We start from the raw sequence: 19,591 nt of genomic DNA on the forward strand, positions 1-19,591 counted from the left end.
CGGACGATGGAGCAGCCGCACGAGATCGCCGTGGACGTCTCCCGCACCTGGGACCGGCCGGTGGTCACCGTGCCGGTGCTGGCCTGCCTCTCCCTGGTCGGCGGGCAGTTCCCGTCGTTCTCCGCCCAGGCCAACCTCTGGACGTTGGGCACCGGCGGCGCGCTGATCTGGCTCGGCCTCGGCAACCGGGTGCAGCGCCGGCCGGCACCACGCCGGTTGGGTCGGGGCACCGCCTGGTGGCTGCTCCCGGCGGCGCTGTTCGGGGTGCTGGAAGGCGCCACCTTCGTCATGGCGGTCGGGGACGAGTTCCCCACCCTGTCCCGGCTGGCCGACCCGCTGTTGGAGGACGAACTGGTCCGCTCGGCGGCCTGGTTCGCCTGGCTGGCCGCCTTCTGGGGGCTGGTGCGCCGGTGATGCGTACCCTCGCCATCAGTGGCTTCCTGACCTCCCTGGTGCTCTTCGCGGTGGTCGAGTGGGCCTCCCGCCGGGAGGGCTCCCGGATTCCGTCCCTGGGCGACGTCTGCGCCTACGTGATGCGGTACGAGGTGGGCCCGGTGCCGGTCGGCCGGATCGGGTTGTTCGGATTCTGGTGGTGGCTGGGCTGGCACTTCCTGGCCCGCTGAGCACCACCGTCCGCCACCCGCCCGCCGTCCGCACATCTGTCGATGGGTCTCCCGCCGGGCACCGGCATGTCGCGCGCCCCTGCGCCCGCGACGTGCGTTCCTGTCCGCGCGCGGTGGCCGTCCGTTTCCGGCCGCCCGGGGTGGCTGCCGTGGCGTCCAGATGACGGGAAGAGTGGACACCATGTGGAAAGTAAACGTTAACTTGGGAAAGGCCGACGTCGCGTCGCGACGCAGGTCGTGGGCGGTGGTGCCACACCCGGTGCCGCCTCCCTCCAGGGTCTGACCGACCCGGGCTCAACGCTGCCAGGCGAGCCGCTCCGGTGATCCCGGGCCGCCTTCCCGGCGCTCAGCAGGACCGCCCGTAGGGCCACCTGTTCCGGTGGTCCGCACCCTGGAAGGACACCGCCATGGCGACCAAGCCCAAGACCGAGACCACCGACGAGGCCCGCGAGCAGATGCGCCGCGCGCTGCAGACCTCGATGGACACCCGTCAGTGACGCTGCCGCCCCGGCGGTGACCCCACCGCCGGGCGGACTCTTCGCCCGCCCGGGTCCGCCCGGTCGAGTGGCACCGCCGTCCGTTGCCCGGGCCCGCCCGGCGCGGTGCCCGGGGTGTCCGCCGGGCGGGTCCGAGCGGACGGGTGCCGGACCACCTCCGCCGGCCAGCCTTCGGTAAGTGTTGGCGGGGATTGCGTTCCTTACCGGTGGCGTGTCAGGATCGGCGGCGATGAGCCAGTCCACTCCTACCGCCACCGCGCTCGCCTCACCGCGCCGGATCGCCACCCTCGCCCTGCCCGCCCTGGTGGTGCTCGCGGCCGAGCCGCTCTACGTGCTGGTCGACACCGCCGTGGTGGGGCACCTGGGTCGGGTTCCGCTGGCCGCGCTCGCCGTCGGCGGCACGGTGCTGACCCTCACCGCCTGGCTCGGCACCGTGCTGGCGTACGGCATCACCGGGCGGGTGGCCCGACGGTTCGGTTCCGGTGACCGGGCCGCGGCGCTTGCCGAGGGCGTCCAGGCTTCCTGGCTGGCGCTCGGGGTGGGCGTCCTACTGGCCGTCGGCATGCAATTCGGCGGGGACGCGCTGGCGCGTACCCTCGCCGGTGGTGGTGGCGAGGTGGCCGACGCCGCCGGGCAGTGGCTGCGGATCGCGGCCCTCGGCGCACCCGGCCTGCTGCTGGCCGCCGCCGGCAACGGCTGGCTGCGCGGCATCCAGGACATCCGGCGGCCGCTGCTGTTCGTGCTCGGGCCCAACCTGCTCTCGGCGCTGCTCTGCCCGCTGCTGGTCTACCCCGCCGGGCTGGGCCTGCCCGGTTCGGCGGTGGCCAACGTGATCGCCCAGACCGTCTCGGGTGGCCTCTTCGTCGGCGCGCTGCTGCGGGAGCGGGCCGACCTGCGGCCCCGCCCGGCCCTGATCCGCCAGCAGCTGGTGCTCAGCCGGGACCTGCTCATCCGGGGGGTCGCCTTCCAGGCCAGCTTCCTGTCCGCCACCGCGGTCGCCGCCAGGTTCGGCGCCGCCGCCGTGGGTGCCCACCAGATCGCCCTGCAACTGTGGTTCTTCACCGCCCTGCTGCTCGACGCGTTGGCGATCGCCGCGCAGGCGTTGATCGGTGCCGCCCTGGGCGCGGGCGACGCCGCCGGGGCGCGCGCCCTGGCCCGGCGGTTCGCGCTGCTCGGCGGGGTGTGCGGGGTGGGCTTCGCGGTGCTCATCGCGGCCGGGGCCGGCGTCGTGCCGTCGCTGTTCAGTTCCGATCCCCAGGTACGCGGCCAGGCGATGGTGGCCTGGCCGTGGTTCGCGGCGATGCAGCCGTTCGCCGGGGTGGTGTTCGCCCTCGACGGCGTGCTGATCGGTGCCGGCGACGTCCGCTACCTGCGCGACCTGACCGTCGTCGCGGCGCTCGGCGGTTTCCTGCCGTCGATCTGGTTCTCCTTCGCGTTCGACCTCGGGTTGGGGGGCATCTGGGCCGGCCTCACCCTGTTCGTGATCATCCGGCTCGTCGGGGTCCTGCTGCGGCTGCGTTCCGGCCGGTGGGCGGTGGTCGGCGCGGTGCGCTGAGCCGCCACGGCCGGCTGGCCGTCCGGCATTGTGCCGTGCGGTGGCGGGCGGGGTGGACCCGTCTGGCAGGCTTGGCGGTCGTGAACGGTGACGGTCTGATCGTGGTCGACAAGCCCGGCGGCATGACGTCGCACGACGTGGTGGCACGCATCCGCCGGTTGGCCCGCACCCGCCGGGTCGGGCACGGCGGCACCCTCGACCCGATGGCCACCGGGGTGCTGGTGATCGGGGTGGGTCGGGCCACCCGGCTGCTGACGTACGTGATCGGGGCGGGCAAGAGCTACACCGCGACGGTCCGGCTCGGCCAGGCCACCGTCACCGACGACGCCGAGGGCGACGTGCTCACCGCCACGCCCGCCGGGGAGCTGACCGACGCCGCGATCCGGGCCGTGTTCGGGCCGTTGACCGGTGAGATCGACCAGGTGCCCAGCGCGGTCAGCGCCATTAAGATCAACGGGGAGCGGGCGTACAAGCGGGTCCGGGACGGCGAGAGCGTCGAACTGCCCGCCCGCCGGGTCACCGTCTCCCGGCTGGACGTGTCGGCGATCCGGCGGGACACCCCGGACGTGGTCGACGTCGACGTCGACGTCGACTGCTCGTCCGGGACGTACATCCGGGCGCTGGCCCGCGACGCCGGCCGGTCACTCGGCGTCGGCGGGCACCTCACCGCGCTGCGGCGCACCGCTGTGGGCAGTTTCACCCTCGCCGAGTCGGCCACCCTCGAGACCCTGGAACAGCGCGCGCCCGAGGTGGTCAACCTGCCCCTCGACACCGCCGCCGACAGGTACTTCTCCCGTCGGGAGGCCACCGCCGACGAGGCGAAGGTGCTCTCCCACGGTGGGCCGCTCGACCCGGTCGGCATCGCCGGACCGTACGCCGTCTTCGGACCGGACGGTGGCCTGATCGCTATCGTCAGCGAGCGGGACGGCCGGGCCCGCGCGGAGATCGTGCTCGCCCCGGCCTGACCGGGCCGCCGGCCGGTCCGGTCGGACGGTGCGGCGGGAGCGGGCGCGACAACGACGGCCGGGACGACCGGCGGGTGGGTACGGGTGGGAGCCGGTCAGTGGCGGAGCAGGGAAGGAGCGGCATGCAGCGGTGGCGGGGGTACGAGGCGGCACCCGGTGACTGGGGGCGGTCGGTCGTCACCATCGGCGTCTTCGACGGCGTGCACCAGGGACACCAGGCGACCATCGGACACGCCGTGGCGCGGGCCCGGGAGCTGGGCGTGCGGTCGGTGGTGGTGACCTTCGACCCGCACCCGGCCGAGGTGGTCCGACCCGGGTCGCATCCGGCCGTGCTCACCGAGCCCACCCGCAAGGCGGAGCTGATCGAGGCGCTCGGGGTCGACGTGCTCTGTGTGGTGCCGTTCACCGCCGAGCTGTCCCGGCTGCCCGCCGAGGCGTTCGTGCACGACATCCTGGTCGAACACCTGCACGCCATGCTGGTCGTGGTGGGGGACAACTTCCGCTTCGGGCACCGGGCCGCCGGGAACGTGGCGCTGCTCGAACAGCTCGGCGGGACCTTCGGCTTCGGGGTGGAGAACGCCCCGCTGGTCACCGCCGACGGCACGGTCTTCTCCTCGACGTACATCCGGGCCCGGATCGAGGCCGGGGACGTGGCGGCGGCGGCGGCCGTGCTCGGCCGGCCGCACCGGCTCGAAGGGGTCGTGGTGCTGGGTGACCAGCGTGGCCGGGAGCTGGGCTTCCCCACCGCCAACCTGCTCTGCCCACCGAACACGGCGGTGCCCGCCGACGGGGTCTACGCCGGCTGGCTGGTGCGCCGGGGGACCGAACGGCTGCCGGCGGCCATCTCGATCGGTACCAACCCGACGTTCGCCGGCCGGGAGCGCCGGGTCGAGGCGCACGTGCTGGACTTCGCAGGCGACCTGTACGGCGAGCGGGTCGCCCTCGACTTCGCCGCCCACCTGCGCGGCCAGATCCGGTACGACGCGATCGAACCGCTGCTCGTGCAGATGGCCGAGGACGTCGCGCGGACCCGGCTGGCGGTCGCCTGACCGGCCCGGCGGGCGGGGTGGGCGGGCCGCCGACTCCCGCCGCGTGGGCCTTGACCGGGCGCTTCCCCGACGGGCTGGTAGTGTGGCGGTGACGTCGGATGACCGACGCGGGGCCTCGCGTGCCTGCACGACGCCGCGGGTGCGAGGTTCGTCCGTCCCGGTCCGTTCGGACCCGAACGACGGACATCAGTTGTCAACCCACCGAAACAGGGAGAACATGGCGCTCGACCAGGAAGCCAAGGCCAAGATCCGCACGGAGTACGCGACCGCCGAGGGCGACACCGGTTCGCCGGAGGTCCAGGTCGCGGTCCTCACCAAGCGGATCGCGGAGCTGACCGAGCACCTGAAGGTGCACAAGCACGACCACCACAGCCGCCGGGGGCTGCTGCTGCTGGTCGGTCGGCGCCGTCGGCTGCTCAACTACGTCCAGAAGAAGGACATCGGTCGCTACCGGTCGCTGATCGAGCGGCTCGGCCTGCGCCGATGACGTGACGGGGGAGTGGCCACCGGGCCGCTCCCCCGCTCGGCACCACCAGAAGAAGAGGGCCGCGCGACCACCCGAGAGGGAGCCGGTCAGCGTACCGGTCTCCGGTAGTGGCCCCCGGGCATCCCGGCATCATGCCGGCCACCCGGGCGCTTCGATCGAAGACCGGCCGTCTGAGCAGCTCCGGTGTCGTGCGCCCACGACGCGAAGGAGTACCGCCGCACATGACCGAGACCAACCTCGGCACCGAATCCCGCACCGCCGTGATCGACAACGGGTCCTTCGGTACCCGCGAGATCACTTTCTCCACCGGTCGGCTGGCCCGCCAGGCCGCCGGTTCCGTCATCGCCCAGCTGGGCGAGACGGTCGTCCTCTCCGCCACCACCGCCGGTAAGCACCCGAAGGAGCAGTTCGACTTCTTCCCGCTGACCGTCGACGTCGAGGAGCGGATGTACGCCGCGGGCCGCATCCCCGGCTCGTTCTTCCGCCGTGAGGGTCGGCCCAGCGAGGACGCGATCCTCACCTGCCGGCTGATCGACCGGCCGCTGCGCCCGTCGTTCGTCAAGGGCCTGCGCAACGAGGTCCAGGTCGTCGAGACCGTCCTCGCGCTCGACCCGCAGCACCCGTACGACGTGGTGGCCATCAACGCGGCCTCGATGTCGACGAAGCTGTCCGGCCTGCCGTTCTCCGGCCCGATCGGGGCGACCCGGGTCGCGCACGTCGACGGCCAGTGGGTGGCCTTCCCGACCCTGGAGGAGCTGGCCCGCGCCACGTTCGACATGGTGGTGGCCGGCCGCACGCTCGACGACGGCGACGTCGCGATCATGATGGTCGAGGCCGAGGCGACGCCGAACGCCGTCGCCCTCATCGCGGGCGGCGCGACCGCCCCGACCGAGGAGATCGTCGCCAGCGGCCTGGAGGCCGCCAAGCCGGCGATCCGCGAGCTGTGCCGGGCGCAGAGCGAGCTGGCCGAGGTCGCCGCCAAGCCGGTCACCGAGTTCCCGGTCTTCCTGGACTACCAGGACGACATCTACCAGGCGGTGGCCGAGCTGGTCCGCGCCGAGGTGGCCGAGGCGCTCCAGATCGCCGGCAAGGCCGACCGCGAGGAGGCCCTGGACCGGATCAAGGCCAAGGTCGCCGAGGAGCTGGGCAGCCGGTTCGAGGGCCGGGAGAAGGAGCTGTCCGCGGCGTTCCGGTCGCTGACCAAGTCCGAGGTCCGCAACCGGGTGCTGCGCGAGCAGGTCCGCATCGACGGCCGGGGTCCGCGTGACATCCGGGCGCTCACCGCCGAGGTCGGCGTGCTGCCCCGGGTGCACGGCTCCGCGCTGTTCGAGCGGGGCGAGACCCAGATCCTCGGGGTCACCACGCTGAACATGCTCCGCATGGAGCAGATGGTGGACACCCTCTCCCCGGAGAACCGCAAGCGTTACATGCACAACTACAACTTCCCGCCGTACTCGACCGGGGAGACCGGCCGGGTCGGCTCGCCGAAGCGGCGGGAGATCGGCCACGGCGCGCTGGCCGAGCGGGCCCTGCTGCCGGTGCTGCCGTCGCGCGAGGAGTTCCCGTACGCGATCCGGCAGGTGTCCGAGGCCCTCGGCTCCAACGGCTCGACGTCGATGGGTTCGGTCTGCGCCTCGACGCTGGCGCTGCTGTCGGCCGGTGTGCCGCTCAAGGCGCCGGTGGCCGGCATCGCGATGGGCCTCATCTCCGACGAGGTCGACGGCAAGACCCAGTACGTGACGCTGACCGACATCCTCGGTGCCGAGGACGCGTTCGGTGACATGGACTTCAAGGTCGCCGGCACGCCGGAGTTCGTCACCGCGCTCCAGCTCGACACCAAGCTCAACGGCATCCCGTCGGACGTGCTCGCCGCCGCGCTCCAGCAGGCGAACGAGGCCCGGCAGACCATCCTCGGCGTGATGCAGGCGGCGATCGAGGCCCCGGCCGAGATGTCGGACTACGCGCCGCGGGTCACCACCGTCAAGATCCCGGTGGACAAGATCGGCATGGTGATCGGCCCGAAGGGGCAGACCATCAACGCCATCCAGGACGAGACCGGCGCCGAGATCTCCATCGAGGACGACGGCACGATCTACGTCGGCGCGACCAACGGCCCGTCGGCGCAGGCCGCCGTGGACCGGATCAACGGGATCGCCAACCCGACCCTGCCCAAGGCCGGCGAGCGGTTCCTCGGCACGGTGGTCAAGACCGCCGCGTTCGGCGCGTTCATCTCGCTGCTGCCCGGCCGCGACGGCCTGCTGCACATCTCCAAGGTGGGCGACGGCAAGCGGGTCGAGCGGGTCGAGGACTTCCTCAACGTCGGTGACAAGGTCGAGGTGGAGATCGCGGACATCGACGCCCGCGGCAAGATCTACCTGGACAAGGTCCGGCCGGAGGGCGCCGAGGCGCCGGCCGCCGGTGAGGCCGGCGAGGCCGCCGGTGGCGACCGGCCGGCCGGTCGGGGCGGTGACCGGGGTCCGCGTGACCGTGGTGACCGTGGTGGCGACCGGGGCGGTCGTGCCCCGGAGCGTGGCGAGCGCGGCCCGGGTGGCGGCGAGGGTGGCGACGGCGGCGAGCGTCCGCGTCGGCGTACCCGGCACAGCTGAGCAGTGACCGGCCGGGTGACGACGCGATGTCGTCACCCGGCCGGTGTGTCTCCCTCCACCCCTCGTCGCACGGAGAGCAGGTTTGCGTGAGCCGTTCGCCGTTCCCCCCGGCTCGACGGCCGGTGGCCCCGCCCGACGTCCGCCGGCACGCCACCACCGGCCAGCCCGGCCGCGCCGGTACGGCGTCCCGGGCGGTCACCCGCACGATCAGTGACGACCCGTTGGGTGGCACGGTGCGGCGGACCGTCCTACCGAGCGGGCTGCGGGTGCTCACCGAGGCGATCCCGACGATGCGCAGCGTCTCGTTCGGCATCTGGGTCACCGTCGGTTCGCGGGACGAGACCGGTCCACAGGCCGGCGCGGCGCACTTCCTGGAGCACCTGCTGTTCAAGGGCACCCACAAGCGCACCGCCCTGGAGATCTCCTCCGAGATCGAGGCGGTGGGTGGCGAGACCAACGCCTTCACCACCAAGGAATACACCTGCTACTACGCGCGGGTCCTCGACGAGGACCTGCCGCTGGCCATCGACGTGATGTGCGACGCGGTCGCCGACTCGCTGCTGGAACCGGCCGACGTGGAGACCGAACGCGGGGTCATCCTCGAAGAGATCGCCATGCACGATGACGAGCCCGGCGACGAGGTGCACGACCTGTTCGCCCGCGCCGTCTACGGCGACCACCCCCTCGGCCGGTTGATCTCCGGCACCGAGGAGACGGTCACCCCGATGACCCGCAGGCAGATCCAGAGCTTCTACCGCCGCCGCTACACCGCGCCGCAGATCGTGATCGCCGCCGCCGGCAACCTCGACCACGCCGCCGTGGTCCGGCTGGTCCGCCAGGCGCTGCACGGCACCCCGCTGGACACCGACCCGGCCGCGCCGGGCACCCCCCGGCCGACCACCCCGACGGTACGCACGAAGCCGGCCGCCGTCCTGGTCGAGCCGAAGGAGACCGAGCAGGCGCACGTCATCCTCGGCTGCCCCGGCATCGACCGGGTCGACGAGCGGCGGTTCGCCCTCGGGGTGCTCAACAACGTCCTCGGCGGTGGGATGTCCAGCCGGCTGTTCCAGGAGATCCGCGAACGCCGTGGCCTGGCCTACTCGGTCTACTCCTACGCCAGCCAGTACGCCGACAGCGGCCTGTTCGCCGTCTACGCCGGCTGCGCGCCGGGCAAGGTCGACGAGGTGCTCCAGCTGACCCGCGCCGAGCTGGCCCGGGTGGCCGCCGACGGGCTCACCGAGGCGGAGGTGGCCCGGGGCAAGGGGATGAGCAAGGGCTCGTTCGTGCTGGGCCTGGAGGACACCGGTTCCCGGATGAGCCGGCTGGCCAAGGGCGAGCTGCTCTACGGCGACCTGATGCCGGTGGACGAGCTGCTGGCCCGGGTCGACGCGGTGACCGTGGCCGACGTGAACACCCTGGCCGCCGAGCTGCTGAGCCGGCCGATGTCGCTGGCCGTGGTCGGCCCGTTCGGGGAGCACGACTTCGCCGGCTGAGCCCGCCGCACGGTCGGTGGTGCCGTTCCCGGCCGCGCACTGCCGTCCCGGCGTCGGCCCGACCGGCCGGCGTCCCGGTGGGCGTCGGCTCGCGGTCGGATCCGGAGTCCGGGCCCGGACCGGCCGGTGGGACGGTGGTGGTCCGACGGTGGCCCACGTCCCGATTGGGATAGGTTGTGCCGCGTGACTGACGAGCAGGAGCAGGGCCGCGACGGGTCGATCCGGGTCGGTGTGCTGGGTGCCCGGGGCCGGATGGGCGCCGAGGTGTGCCGGGCGGTCGACGGGGCCGACGACCTGACGCTGGTGGCGGCGGTCGACCAAGGCGACGAGTTGGCCGGGGCCGAGGCCGCCGAGGTGGTCGTCGACTTCACCACCCCGGACGTGGTCATGGACAACCTGCGCTGGTGCGTCGACCGGGGTGTGCACGCGGTGGTCGGCACCACCGGCTTCACCCGGGCGCGGCTGGAGCAGGTGCGCGGCTGGCTGGCCGACCGGCCCGACGTCGGGGTGGTGATCGCCCCCAACTTCGGCATCGGCGCGGTCCTGATGATGCAGTTCGCCGCCCGCGCGGCCCGGCACTTCGAGTCCGTGGAGATCATCGAGCAGCACCATCCGCGCAAGCTCGACGCGCCGAGCGGCACCGCCACCCACACCGCCCGGCTGGTCGCGCAGGCCCGCGCCGAGGCCGGTCTCGGCCCGATGCCGGACGCCACCAAGGACGAGGTGCCGGGGGCGCGGGGCGCCGACATAGACGGGGTACGTGTGCACGCGGTCCGCGCCACCGGCCTGCTCGCCCACCAGGAGGTGCTGTTCGGCACCCTCGGCGAGACGCTGACCATCCGGCACGACTCGTACGACCGGGTGTCGTTCATGCCCGGGGTGCTGCTGGCCGTGCGGGCGGTCCGGCAGCGGCCGGGGCTGACCGTCGGCCTGGACGCCCTGCTCGACTAGCCTCACCTCACTCACTGCCCAGCCCAGCTCAGCCCAGCCCAGCCCGCGTAGCTCAGCCGCGCGCCGCGTAGCTCAGCCCGCGTCTCGGCCGGCGTGTCCGGGCCTGACGTGGCGCGGCGGGGCACGCCGGGTGGGGACACGGACCGCGGGCGGAGCCGGGTGCCGTGGGTGGTGTCGGCCAATTCGTTTGGTGGTGCGCCGGGCCGGCCCTAGGCTGCCCCGGTGCTGGATTCCGGATTCACCGATCGGACCGGGCGGCGGGTCACCCTGCGCCCGGTGGACGACGACAACTGGCGGGCGGTGGCCGACCTGGCCCCCCGTGACGACCAACGCGACTGGGTGCCGGCGCTGGCGGCCCGGTACCTGCTGCTGACCATGCGTTCCGACGTCTGGACGTCGTTGGCCGTGTACGCCGACGACGCCGTGGCCGGTCACGTCATGTGGGGCGTGGACGACGACGGGTCGCGGTGGATCGGTGGGATGGTGGTCGACGCCGCCGAGCAGGGCCGGGGGGTGGGCCGGGCCGCCGTGCGCACCCTTGCCGACTGGCTGGCCGGGCCGGACGCCACCCACCCCGTCCGGTTGTCGTACCACCCGGACAACACGGCTGCCGCCGGGCTCTACACCTCGCTGGGTTTCGCCCCCACCGGCGTGATGGAGGACGACGAACTGGTCGCCGAGCTGAGCCGCTGACCCCGGCGGCGTCACTCCTGCTCGATCACCGACAGGATGTTGCCGGCCGGGTCGGTGAACCAGGCGATCGTCGGCCCGTTGTCCCGCATGATCCCCCGGTCGTCCTGCGGCAACCCCGGGTAGCGCGCGAACCGCACCCCCCGGGCGGTCAGCTCGTCAACCGCCCGGTCGACGTCGGCCACCGGGAAGTTGAGCACCGTGAACGTCGCCGGCACGTGGTCGGCCTTGGGATATACCACCACGTCCCGGTCCCCGGCCAGGTGCAGCATCAGCAGCCCACCGGGGCCGCCGAGCTGCGACACCCGCAGGTCGAGGGTGCCGGCGTAGAACTCCCGGGCCCGGTCGGTGTCGTCGGCCGAGAACCCGCTGAACGCCTTCGTGTCCCGGAACATGCCCGTCTCCCTCACCGTCGGTGGCACCCCGCCGCCTCCGGTCTACCAGGGCGGGCCGACAGTTTCGGCCGGTTCAGGGCGTGTCGGTCGGCTCCGGCGCGGGTGTGTCGTCCGGTTCGGTGGGGACCGCGACGTGCAGCCGTACCTGGGGGACGAGCATGTCGTCGACGTCCAGCGCGCGGGCGGCGCCGTCCGGCTCCCACCCGGTGCTGGTGAGGAACTTACGGGTCGCCTCGTCGCCGTCGAACGCCCAGGCCACCGCGTGGGTGAACCCGTCGGCCCGCCAGCCGTCCACGGCGGCGGAGAGCAGCCTGCTGCCGTGCCCACGCCGCCCCCAGCGCGGCTCGACCAGCAGGTCGGTCACCGCGACCACCCCGGCGCCCAGCGCCGTGGCCGGCTCGCCCGGGGCGAGCGCTTCGGCGTCCGCCGGCCCGGAAGCCGCGAACCCCACCAGATAGGATTGCTCGGCCTGTTCCACGGCGACGAGCACCCGGTGCGCGGCCGAGGGCGGCTCCTGCACCGCCGCGCTCCACCGCCGGGCGAGCCACGCCTCGTCCAGGTTGTCGAGCACGTGCCGGGGCAGCAGCCGACGGTACGCGACCCGCCAGGTCGCGAGCTGCACACGGGCGATCTCGGCGGCGTCCTCCGGACGCGCCGGGCGGACGAACCCCAGAGCCATGGCACGAAAGCCTAGGCCACAGCGAGGGAGACGACGGTGGCGCAGGGGGCCAGGCGGACGACCGGGCAGGTCGTCGCGGTGGTGGTGCTCGCCGTCGCGGTGGCCGCCTTCCTCTCCGTGGCGGCCGTCCGGCACGGATTCTTCGACCTGAAGGTCTACTACGGCGCGCTGACCTTCTGGGTGCACGACCACGGCGAGATCTACGACTACCTCAAGCCCGGCACCCAGTACGGCTTCACCTACCCGCCGTTCGCCGCGCTGGTGATGCTGCCGATGGCGTACCTGCCGTGGCCGGCGGCGATCACCGTCAGCGTGGCCGCCACGGTGGTGGTCAGCGCGGTGCTGGTCTGGTGGCTGCTCGACCCGGTCGCCAGGCGGGCCGGCTGGACCCGCTGGTTCGTCCTGGCGGTGGCGCTCTGTCTGGCCGCCGCGTTCGAGCCGATGCGCGAGACGATCAACTTCGGCCAGGTCAACATGCTGCTGCTGTTCCTGGTGGCGGTGGACCTGCTGCGGCTGCTGCCGGCCGGCAACCGGTGGGCCGGGGTGGGCATCGGGCTGGCCACCGCGATCAAGCTGACCCCGGGCGTCTTCATCGTCTACCTGCTGGTCACCAGGCGCTTCCGGGCCGCCGCCACCGCCGTCGCCGCCTCGGCCGCCGCCACGCTGCTCGCTGCCGCCCTGTTCCCCGACGCCACCCGGGAGTTCTGGACGTCGGCGCTGTGGAACACCGACCGGGTGGGCGAGTTGGCGTTCGTGTCCAACCAGTCGCTGCGCGGGGTGGTGGCCCGGCTGAACCCGGAGCATCCGAGCACCCTGGCCTGGCTGGCGCTGGTGCTGGTCACCCTGGCCGTCTGGGCCTGGCGCTGCCGGGCCGCCGTGGCCGTCGGCGACGAGGCCACCGGGCTGGCGTTGACCGGCGCGCTGATGTGCCTGGTCAGCCCGGTCACCTGGGTGCACCACCTGGTCTGGTTGATCCCCGCGCTGATCCTGCTGGTCGACAACGCCGTCGCCGCGCCTGCCGGCGGCCTGCGACGGCGGGCGCTGCTGGCCCTCGCGGTGGTCTGCTACGTGCTGCTGTGCAGCCGGATCGTCTGGGCCTGGGAGAAGGACTTCACCGGGGTCACCGGCTTCCTGGGCAGCAACACCTACGTCTGGATCAGCCTCGCGCTGCTGGCGCTGCTGCCGATCCGCACCTGGGCCGCCCCGGTCGGCGGCCGGCCGGGCGGCCCGTCGGGGCCCACCGGCCGGGACGGGACGACCCGGCCCGCCGGCCCGCCCGGTGCGGCTCCCCGGCCGGCCGGGTCAGCCGGGGAGCCGGCCGGTGTAACGCAGTTCGTCGAGGTGGACCGGGGGTCCGCCGCCGGCCAGCGGCACCCGGTAGCGGGACCGCTCACCGTCGGCTGACAGGCCGGCCCGCTCGTAGAACCGGCGGGCGCGGACGTTGTCGGCCAGCACCCACACCCGGTACTCCCGCCAGCCGTTGGCCGCCAGCCCGTCCCGGGCGGCGGCGAACAGCGCCTGCGCGGTGCCGTCACCCCAGCGCGCCGGCTCCACGTAGATCGCCAGCACCTCGCCGTACGTCGGGTCCAGGTCGCCCCGGTCCTGGTTGTTGCGGTACGGGCCGAAGGTGGTGAACCCGGACGGCACCCCGTCGACCTCGGCGAGCAGGGTGGTGAACGGGTGCTCCGGGTCGGCGGTGCCCACGTCCCGTCGGCGCTGCGCCCAGGCCACCGGGTTGAGCCGGACCAGCACCTCGGCCGGCATGATGCCGGCGTAACCGGCCTGCCAGCCGTGGATGTGCACCCGGGCGATCGCCTCGGCGTCGTCCGGCTCCTCGCGACGGATGGTGAGCATGTGTCCGTTCTATGCCTCGACGGGCGGTCGGTCCAGCGTCCGCTCCGGTGTCGTACGGTTGGTCTAGGGTCGTCGGCGATGGTCGCACCGGAATCGCTCTCGCTCGCCCAGGCCCGGCGGCTGACGCTCGCCGCCCAGGGGTTCGCCGACCCGACGCCCACCGGGGCACCCACCCGCCGGCACCTGCGCCGGGTGCTCGACCGGGTCGGGTTGATCCAGATGGATTCGGTCAACGTGCTGCAACGCGCGCACTACCTGCCGCTCTACAGCCGGCTCGGGCCCTATCCGACCGCCCTGCTCGACACCGCCGCCTACCGCCGCCCCCGGGAGCTGTTCGAATACTGGGGGCACGAGGCGTCCCTGGTGCCGGTGGGGTTGCACCCCGTGTTGCGCTGGCGGATGGCCAAGGCCCGCGACGACGCCTGGGGCGGGATGCGGCGGATCGCCGAGGAGCAGCCCGACCTGGTCGCCTGGGTCCGTGACGAGGTCGCCGCGCGGGGGCCGCTGACCGCCGCCGAGATCGAGCACGACGCGCCCCGGGAGACCGGCCACTGGGGCTGGAACTGGTCGGCGGTGAAGCGGGCGTTGGAGTTCCTCTTCTGGGCCGGCGAGGTCACCGCCGCCGACCGGACGCCCTCCTTCGCCCGCCGCTACGACCTGCCCGAACGGGTGCTGCCGGCGGCCGTGCTCGACGCGCCCACGCCGACCGACGCCGAGGCGTACCGGACCCTGGTCGCGGTGGCCGCCCGGTCGCTGGGGGTGGCCGCCGAGCCGGAGCTGCGGGACTACTTCCGGCTCCCACTGGCCGGTGCCCGGCAGGCCGTCGCCGAGCTGGTCGAGGCCGGTGAGCTGGTGCCGGTGACGGTACAGGGGTGGCGGCAGCCGGCCTGGCGGCACGTCGACGCCCGGCTGCCCCGCTGGGTCCGGGGCAACACCCTGGTCAGCCCGTTCGACCCGCTGGTCTGGGAGCGGGCCCGCACCGAACGGCTGTTCGGCTTCGCCTACCGGATCGAGATCTACGTGCCGGCCGCGCAGCGGGTGCACGGCTACTACGTGCTGCCGTTCCTGCAGGGGGAGCGGTTCACCGCCCGGGTCGACCTCAAGGCCGACCGCAAGGCCGGGGTGCTGCTGGTGCCGGCGGCCTGGCAGGAGCCCGGCGTCGACCCGGGGGAGACCGCCGTCGCGCTCGCCGCCGAGCTGCGTCGGCTCGCCGGTTGGCTCGGCCTGGACGCGGTCGCCCCACCTGCGGCGGGTGACCTGGCCGCCCCGCTGGCCGCCGCGTTGCGCAGCCTCACCGGTGTACCGTGAGGCCGTGACGAGCGTTGACGGGCCGACCGGGCCGAGCCGGTCGGGGCAGGGCACCGATCCGACGTCGACCGGTTCCGCGCCGGCCGGCACCACCCACACGCTGAGCGACCCGTACCCCGTGGGCACGCCGACCGGTCCGTACCCCGTCGGCACGCCGACCGACCCGGCCGCCGTCCACGGGCACCCGCACCCGGGGGTGGGCGGGAACGCCGAAGGGCTGCCCCCCGGCTCCTGGTCGGCGGGGCCGCCGGTGGCGTGGCAGCAGCCCGAGCCGGACCGGTTCACCCGCTTCGTGCTCCGGCTGCACGCCCGTTCGCCGCGCTGGGCGGCCCCGCTGGCCGCCCTCGGCTGCGTCGGCGCAGGGATGGCGTACGCGCTGGTCAGTGACCCGACCACCAGTGACCCGGACGCCCCGCCGAGCTGCCTGCTCAAGCTGACCACCGGGCTGGACTGTCCGGGTTGCGGGGGCACCCGCGCGCTGTGGTACCTCCTGCACGCCGACCTGCCCGCCGCCGCCCGGCACCACGTCGTCTTCGTCTTCGCGGTGCCCTTCCTGGCCTACCTCTTCGTCGCCTGGGCCGGTAAGCAGGCGTTCGGGTGGCGGCTGCCCGAGCTGCGGCTCAGCTCCCCGGTGATCGGCGGGTTCCTCGCCGTCTGGCTGGCCTTCTCGGTGCTGCGCAACCTGCCCTGGCCCCCGTTCACCGCCCTCTACGTCTGACCCGGCCGCGCCGGGCAGCCCCCGTCGCCGGCCCGACCGTGACCCACCGGGACGGGCGGTCGGCTGCGACGACGTCACCCGGTGGCCCCGGTGCGAGACCTTGGCCACCCGCCGGCCGCCCGGAACCCGCACCGTCGGTGATCGCGCTGGTCAGGGGCGGCGGCCCGGGTTTCCCCGCAGCCCACCCGGCCGCTACAGTCGCAGGAATGCCGGAGATGGTGCAGCCCCAGGTGCAGCTGATCGCGTGGACCCAGTTCCAGGCCCCCGACGACGTGCCGTGGTCGACCGAGGCCGAGGGCGGCCAGGCGCTCGCCGAGTTCGCCGGCCGGGCCTGCTACCAGAGCTGGAAGAAGCCGAACCCGGCGACCGCCACCAACGCCGGCTACCTGGCGCACATCCTGGAGGTCGGGCACCTGTCGGTGCTGGAGCACGGCAGCGTGACCTTCTACTTCACCGGGGTGTCCCGCTCGTTCACCCATGAGCTGATCCGGCACCGGCACTTCTCCTACTCCCAGCTCTCCCAGCGCTACGTCCCGGAGCGGGACGCGGCGATGGTCGAGCCGGCGGTGATCGCCGACGACCCGGAGCTGCACAAGCGGTTCGTCGAGGCCGCCGAGGCGAGCGTCCGGGCGTACACCGAGCTGCTGGAGGGGCTGGAGCAGCGGTTCGCCGACGAACCCAACCCGACGCTGCGCCGCAAGCAGGCCCGGCAGGCGGCCCGGGCGGTGCTGCCCAACGCCACCGAGACCCGGATCGTGGTCACCGGCAACTACCGCGCCTGGCGGCACTTCATCGGGATGCGGGCCACCGAACACGCCGACGTGGAGATCCGTGAGCTGGCCGTGGAGTGCCTGCGGCAGCTCCAGCGGGTGGCCCCGAACGTGTTCGCCGACTTCGCCGTCACCACCCTGCCCGACGGCACCGAGGTGGCGACGAGCCCGCACGCACAGCTGTCCTGAGCCCTTCCCCACCGGACGTCCGGTGCTCGTCCGCTAGGTTGTGAGCATGACGCACGACCACCCTGCCACCCCCGACCGGGGGCTGTCGCGCCCGTTCGGGCGACTGCTCACCGCGATGGTGACCCCGTTCACCGCCGATGGCTCCCTGCATCTCGACGGCGCCGTCCAGCTGGCGACGTACCTCGTCGACGAGCAGGGCAACGACGCGCTGGTGATCAACGGCACCACCGGCGAGTCACCGACCACCACGGACGCGGAGAAGGACGCCCTGCTCCGGGCGGTGGTGGAGGCGGTCGGCGACCGGGCCCAGGTGGTGGCCGGCGTCGGCACCAACGACACCCGGCACACCATGGAGCTGGCCGCCGCGGCGGAGAAGGCCGGCGCGCACGGCCTGCTGGTGGTGACGCCGTACTACAACAAGCCGCCGCAGCGGGGCCTGCTGCGGCACTTCACCGCGGTCGCCGACGGCACCAGCCTGCCGATCATGCTCTACGACGTGCCACACCGCACCGGGTTGGCCGTCGAGACCGAGACGCTGGTGCGGCTGGCCGAACACGAACGGATCGTCGCGGTCAAGGACGCCAAGGGTGACCTGACCGCCACCAGTTGGGTGACCAGCCGCACCGACCTCGCCTTCTACAGCGGCGAGGACTCGCTCACCCTGCCTACCCTGGCGATCGGCGGGGTCGGCCTGGTCGGCACCTCGACCCACTTCACCGGCGCGCTCGTCAAGCAGATGATCGAGGCGTACGACGCGGGCGACTCCGGCACGGCACTGACCCTGCACCGGCGGCTGATGCCGCTGCTCACCGGGATCTTCCGCAGCCCGGGCACCATCCTGGTGAAGGCGGGCCTGAACGTGTCGGGCCTGCCCGCCGGGCCGGTGCGTCCGCCGCTGGCGGACGCCACCGACGACGAACTGGCCCTGCTGCGCGCGGACTGCGCGGCGGCGGGCCTGGACCTGCCCGAATGACCGAACGACACGACGGACGCCGGGTTACGGCGTCGCAGAATGAGGTGGACGCGTGACCGAGGCGCAATTCGAGGGTGAACTGCCCCCGCCGCTGCCCGAGGGCGGGCTGCGGATCATCCCGCTCGGCGGACTCGGTGCCATCGGTCGGAACATGACCGTCTTCGAGTACGACGGCAAGCTGCTCATCGTCGACTGTGGGGTGCTCTTCCCCGACGTCGAGCAGCCCGGCGTGGACCTGATCCTGCCCGACTTCGGGCCGATCCTGGACCGGCTGGCCGACGTGCAGGCGATCGTGCTGACCCATGGCCACGAGGACCACATCGGCGCGGTGCCGTACCTGCTCGCCCACAAGCCGGACATCCCCCTGGTCGGCTCCCAGTTCACCCTCGCCCTGGTCGAGGCGAAGCTGGCCGAGCGGCGGATCCAGCCCTACACGCTCACCGTCCGGGAGGGCGGCCGGGAGCGGCTGGGCCCGTTCGAGTGCGAATTCTTCGCGGTCAACCACTCGATCCCGGACGCGCTCGCGGTGGCCGTGCGTACCCCGGCGGGCCTGGTGCTGCACACCGGTGACTTCAAGATGGACCAGCTCCCGCTGGACGGCCGGATCACCGACCTGGCCGGCTTCGCCCGGCTCGGTGCGGAGGGTGTCGACCTGCTCCTGTCGGACTCCACCAACGCCGAGATCCCCGGTTTCGTCACCCCGGAACGGGAGATCGGGCCGGTGCTCGACTCGATCTTCGCGAAGGCGAAGGGGCGGATCATCGTCGCCTCGTTCGCCTCGCACGTGCACCGGGTGCAGCAGGTCTTCGACTCGGCGCTGGAGCACGGCCGCAAGGTGGCGCTGATCGGCCGGTCGATGGTCCGCAACATGGGCATCGCCCGCGACCTCGGCCTGCTCAACATCCCGGCCGGCCTGGTGATCGGGATCGAGGAGGCCACCACGCTGCCGCCCGACCAGATCGTGCTGATGTCCACCGGTTCGCAGGGTGAGCCGATGAGCGCCCTGGGCCGGATGGCCAGCGGCGACCACCGGCACATCACCATCGCCCCCGGCGACACCGTCGTGCTCGCCTCGTCGCTGGTCCCCGGCAACGAGACCTCGGTCTACCGGGTGATCAACCGGCTGGCCCGGGCCGGCGCGGTGGTGGTGCACAAGGACGTCGCCAAGGTGCACGTCTCCGGGCACGCCCCCGCCGGTGAACTGCTCTACCTGCTCAACGTGGTGCGGCCGAGCAACCTGATGCCGGTGCACGGCGAGTGGCGGCACCTGCGGGCGCACGCGCGGCTCGGCATCGAGTCCGGCGTCGCCCCGGACCGGGTGGTGATCTGCGAGGACGGCGACGTCGTCGACCTGGTCGAGGGTCGGGCCAGTGTGGTCGGGCACGTGAAGAGCCGTTACGTCTACGTCGACGGTCTGGCCGTGGGCGACGTCAGCGAGTCGCTGCTCACCGAGCGGCGGATCCTCGGCGACGGCGGTTTCATCGCCACCACGGTGGTGGTCGACTCGGTCACCGGCAAGGTGGTCGCCGGCCCGACCCTGTCGGCGAAGGGCTTCTCCGAGGACCCGGCCGCGTTCAACCCGGTGATCCCGCTGGTCACCGAGGCGCTGAACCGGGCCGCCGCGGACGGCATCACCGATCCGCACCAGCTCCAGCAGATCGTCCGACGCACCGTGGGGCGCTGGGTCAACGACGCGTACCGCCGCCGTCCGATGATCGTCCCGACCGTGGTCGAGGTCTGAGCGGGTCCTCCCACCCGGACACCGTGGGCCGGCCACCGTCGTGACGAC

19 protein-coding genes are annotated in these 19,591 nt (G+C 73.3%); 16 read left to right on the forward strand and 3 right to left on the reverse strand.

Annotated elements, in window-relative coordinates; translation table 11 throughout:
* The first annotated feature begins 6 nt into the window (after positions 1-6).
* The 10 genes from AB0B63_RS19000 to AB0B63_RS19045 all read left to right on the forward strand — a co-directional run bounded on the left by AB0B63_RS19000 (position 7) and on the right by AB0B63_RS19045 (position 10,919).
* The gene (locus tag AB0B63_RS19000) at positions 7-414 is read left to right on the forward strand and encodes a hypothetical protein (protein WP_219468461.1); all 408 of its coding nucleotides are present in this window, start codon (positions 7-9) and stop codon (positions 412-414) included.
* Positions 414-623, forward strand: coding sequence for a DUF6186 family protein (locus tag AB0B63_RS19005; protein ID WP_208569311.1), 210 nt, complete (start codon positions 414-416; stop codon positions 621-623). Before AB0B63_RS19000 ends, AB0B63_RS19005 begins: the two co-directional genes overlap by 1 nt.
* Before the next feature lie 726 nt (positions 624-1,349).
* Positions 1,350-2,675, forward strand: coding sequence for an MATE family efflux transporter (locus AB0B63_RS19010; RefSeq protein ID WP_208569312.1), 1,326 nt, complete (start codon positions 1,350-1,352; stop codon positions 2,673-2,675).
* 80 nt (positions 2,676-2,755) lie between these two features.
* Positions 2,756-3,640: a tRNA pseudouridine(55) synthase TruB gene (truB, locus tag AB0B63_RS19015; protein WP_357020280.1), complete on the forward strand. Its 885-nt coding sequence runs from the start codon at positions 2,756-2,758 to the stop codon at positions 3,638-3,640.
* A gap of 122 nt (positions 3,641-3,762) precedes the next feature.
* On the forward strand, positions 3,763-4,689 hold the full coding sequence (locus AB0B63_RS19020; protein ID WP_357020283.1) for a bifunctional riboflavin kinase/FAD synthetase: 927 nt from the start codon (positions 3,763-3,765) through the stop codon (positions 4,687-4,689).
* A gap of 217 nt (positions 4,690-4,906) precedes the next feature.
* A complete protein-coding gene (gene rpsO / locus AB0B63_RS19025; protein WP_208569315.1) occupies positions 4,907-5,176 on the forward strand; it encodes a 30S ribosomal protein S15 in 270 nt (89 codons plus the stop codon).
* A 221-nt stretch (positions 5,177-5,397) separates the two neighbouring features.
* The gene (locus tag AB0B63_RS19030) at positions 5,398-7,782 is read left to right on the forward strand and encodes a polyribonucleotide nucleotidyltransferase (RefSeq protein WP_357020287.1); all 2,385 of its coding nucleotides are present in this window, start codon (positions 5,398-5,400) and stop codon (positions 7,780-7,782) included.
* A gap of 206 nt (positions 7,783-7,988) precedes the next feature.
* The gene (locus AB0B63_RS19035) at positions 7,989-9,275 is read left to right on the forward strand and encodes a pitrilysin family protein (protein WP_357020443.1); all 1,287 of its coding nucleotides are present in this window, start codon (positions 7,989-7,991) and stop codon (positions 9,273-9,275) included.
* A gap of 183 nt (positions 9,276-9,458) precedes the next feature.
* Positions 9,459-10,226, forward strand: coding sequence for a 4-hydroxy-tetrahydrodipicolinate reductase (dapB, locus tag AB0B63_RS19040; RefSeq protein ID WP_208569317.1), 768 nt, complete (start codon positions 9,459-9,461; stop codon positions 10,224-10,226).
* A 222-nt stretch (positions 10,227-10,448) separates the two neighbouring features.
* A complete protein-coding gene (locus tag AB0B63_RS19045) occupies positions 10,449-10,919 on the forward strand; it encodes a GNAT family N-acetyltransferase (protein ID WP_357020291.1) in 471 nt (156 codons plus the stop codon).
* 11 nt (positions 10,920-10,930) lie between these two features.
* Here the strand turns inward: AB0B63_RS19045 and AB0B63_RS19050 are convergent, their stop codons facing one another.
* Entirely contained in the window at positions 10,931-11,311 is a 381-nt protein-coding gene (locus tag AB0B63_RS19050) for a VOC family protein (protein WP_219468478.1), read from the reverse strand.
* Between the two features lie 73 nt (positions 11,312-11,384).
* Positions 11,385-11,990 carry a GNAT family N-acetyltransferase gene (locus AB0B63_RS19055; RefSeq protein ID WP_208569320.1) on the reverse strand — a complete coding sequence of 202 codons (606 nt, stop codon included), beginning with the start codon at positions 11,988-11,990 and terminating at the stop codon, positions 11,385-11,387.
* A 36-nt stretch (positions 11,991-12,026) separates the two neighbouring features.
* Here AB0B63_RS19055 and AB0B63_RS19060 point away from each other — a divergent pair, with 36 nt between their 5' ends.
* Positions 12,027-13,394 carry a glycosyltransferase 87 family protein gene (locus AB0B63_RS19060; RefSeq protein ID WP_357020295.1) on the forward strand — a complete coding sequence of 456 codons (1,368 nt, stop codon included), beginning with the start codon at positions 12,027-12,029 and terminating at the stop codon, positions 13,392-13,394.
* Here AB0B63_RS19060 and AB0B63_RS19065 read toward each other — a convergent pair.
* On the reverse strand, positions 13,293-13,844 hold the full coding sequence (locus tag AB0B63_RS19065) for a GNAT family N-acetyltransferase (RefSeq protein ID WP_219468488.1): 552 nt from the start codon (positions 13,842-13,844) through the stop codon (positions 13,293-13,295). The genes AB0B63_RS19060 and AB0B63_RS19065 overlap by 102 nt on opposite strands.
* Positions 13,845-13,922: 78 nt before the next feature.
* Between AB0B63_RS19065 and AB0B63_RS19070 the strand changes: the two genes are divergently transcribed.
* From AB0B63_RS19070 to AB0B63_RS19090, 5 genes are all read left to right on the forward strand, one after another.
* Entirely contained in the window at positions 13,923-15,152 is a 1,230-nt protein-coding gene (locus AB0B63_RS19070; RefSeq protein WP_357020299.1) for a crosslink repair DNA glycosylase YcaQ family protein, read from the forward strand.
* 4 nt (positions 15,153-15,156) lie between these two features.
* Entirely contained in the window at positions 15,157-15,870 is a 714-nt protein-coding gene (locus AB0B63_RS19075) for a DUF2752 domain-containing protein (RefSeq protein WP_357020302.1), read from the forward strand.
* 215 nt (positions 15,871-16,085) lie between these two features.
* Positions 16,086-16,829, forward strand: coding sequence for an FAD-dependent thymidylate synthase (thyX, locus tag AB0B63_RS19080; protein WP_357020445.1), 744 nt, complete (start codon positions 16,086-16,088; stop codon positions 16,827-16,829).
* A gap of 46 nt (positions 16,830-16,875) precedes the next feature.
* Positions 16,876-17,802 (forward strand): 4-hydroxy-tetrahydrodipicolinate synthase, encoded by a 927-nt coding sequence (gene dapA / locus AB0B63_RS19085; RefSeq protein ID WP_208569325.1) that lies wholly within the window; start codon positions 16,876-16,878, stop codon positions 17,800-17,802.
* A 52-nt stretch (positions 17,803-17,854) separates the two neighbouring features.
* Positions 17,855-19,543 carry a ribonuclease J gene (locus AB0B63_RS19090; protein ID WP_145918435.1) on the forward strand — a complete coding sequence of 563 codons (1,689 nt, stop codon included), beginning with the start codon at positions 17,855-17,857 and terminating at the stop codon, positions 19,541-19,543.
* The last annotated feature ends 48 nt before the right edge of the window (positions 19,544-19,591 follow it).

Source organism: Micromonospora sp. NPDC049081 (genome assembly GCF_040648835.1).
GTDB lineage: Bacteria > Actinomycetota > Actinomycetes > Mycobacteriales > Micromonosporaceae > Micromonospora > Micromonospora antibiotica.